Source organism: Xenorhabdus sp. Sc-CR9, assembly GCF_963897815.1.
GTDB lineage: Bacteria > Pseudomonadota > Gammaproteobacteria > Enterobacterales > Enterobacteriaceae > Xenorhabdus.
Genome location: NZ_CAWQTY010000056.1, coordinates 1 through 1,690, shown reverse-complemented (window position 1 = coordinate 1,690; position 1,690 = coordinate 1). Strand labels below are relative to the sequence as shown.

2 protein-coding genes are annotated in these 1,690 nt (G+C 39.8%); one reads left to right on the top strand and one right to left on the bottom strand.

The annotated features are described in order from the left end of the window. A partial coding sequence (locus AACQ81_RS03225) for a hypothetical protein (protein WP_237388463.1) occupies positions 1–214 on the top strand: 214 nt, incomplete at its 5' end. A 246-nt stretch (positions 215–460) separates the two neighbouring features. Here the strand turns inward: AACQ81_RS03225 and AACQ81_RS03220 are convergent. Beyond that, on the bottom strand, positions 461–1,417 hold the full coding sequence (locus AACQ81_RS03220; protein WP_237388462.1) for a DMT family transporter: 957 nt from the start codon (positions 1,415–1,417) through the stop codon (positions 461–463). Positions 1,418–1,690 lie beyond the last annotated feature (273 nt).

The window sequence follows — 1,690 nt, the reverse complement described above, 5'->3', positions numbered from 1 at the left end:
GGGAAGTGGATGGTATGATAAGCATGACTCGATCCTTTTTTCTGTGATTTTGCGTTTTGGGAACAAAAATTTCGCAAATTTAGGATCGAGTTTCTTTGATACTCCTACCATTTTGACAAGCTATTTAGAACAGGAGCATCACTGGAGCCTTGTAAATCAACATGCAATATTAATTCACCGGATTTTACGAACATGTTTAAATCTCCTAGCCTGATTGGATAACACATCCAACCTTTGGTAACTTAATGACAAGAAATACTTTACCTTACATCGACTAATTTCTTTTCAGCGAAAAAACAATAATCAAGCCATAGCTATTCTGAGCTCCCTATTACTGGGAAATAATCTATCACTATAGACACAGATATAAATTTCCCTACCGTAGAGAGAAATAACACTATTAATAAAAAGGGAGCTATAGCTGAATATCCAAACTTAATTATTACATATGGCTAATCATTCAGTTGTCACGAATGGAAATAGCAACTTTTTGGGGTGTACTACGGTAACGCAAATACAGGTTATTGAGGATTAGTGCAGAACCCGTGATGCAAGCTCCGGCGATTTCAGGAGCACTTGGCTTTATTCCGGTCATCGCTGAAATAGAGAAAGCGGTGATTGGTACGATATCCATGAATAATACACCGTTAAGTGGCGTTAGGATTTTATTACCAATATTCCAGCACAGGATCCCAATGAAGCCCGCAATGAAAGCTGTGTAGAATACATGTGGAATAACAAACACGAAATCACTGATTGCTGGTACAGGTACAATACCACAGGCATACAGTATACCGTTCAGTACCACTATACTTATCACCCCCAGATAAGTCGTCAACGCAGTGTATTTTAACGGTGACCAGGTAGGAAAAAATGAAGCTCCCACAGTGTAAATGACCCAACACAGTGCACCGAGAATGATAAGTCCATTTGCGGAATAGCTGGAGGGAACATCAAAAAGATTACTATAGTGACCTTTAGTAATCACAGTCATTACACCAAAAAAGGACATCAGGATTAACCCAATAGAGATAGCAGGAGGCGCAACTTTGCGTAATACCCAGTTCACAAGAATGCTAAGCATTGGCATAGTTGCCATCATTATGGAGGCCGTTAATGCGCCACTTTTTCCAGCCATTTGTTGGCCTAAAAATACAAAAAAACCAAAACCAACAAAGCCCACAGAACCCAACAACCATACCAAACCTATACGTTCACCTTTGAGACTCAAACCTTGCTTTCCTTCGCGTAAAAACAGTGCGATTAGCAATGCAATACCGGCGAAGCCATAGCGTAATAATGTGAATGTATAAGGGTCGATGCGTGTAAGAGCGCTGGTCATGATCGGAAAAGTTGCTCCCCAAGATAATGTGGCGATCAGACAGCAGATGACACCTGTAGAATAAGAATTTTTCATATTTATATGTCTCAGTTAAATACCATGCAGAATGATTCACATCATGTTTCTGATGCGACTTAAGTGGGAAAATTTTGGCCAGAACTAAAAAGTCCATCCAGCCAACGCATTCATGGAGGTAAAACGAATCATATTGCAGACCTCTTTATACTAGATAATGTCGTCATAAATTATTTTGTGCGATAATAAGATTTGCATTCCATAAACAGAGTGAACTAACCATGAGCACGCCTGCATACCGCCGCCACGATATTTCCGAACATGTCTGGAATT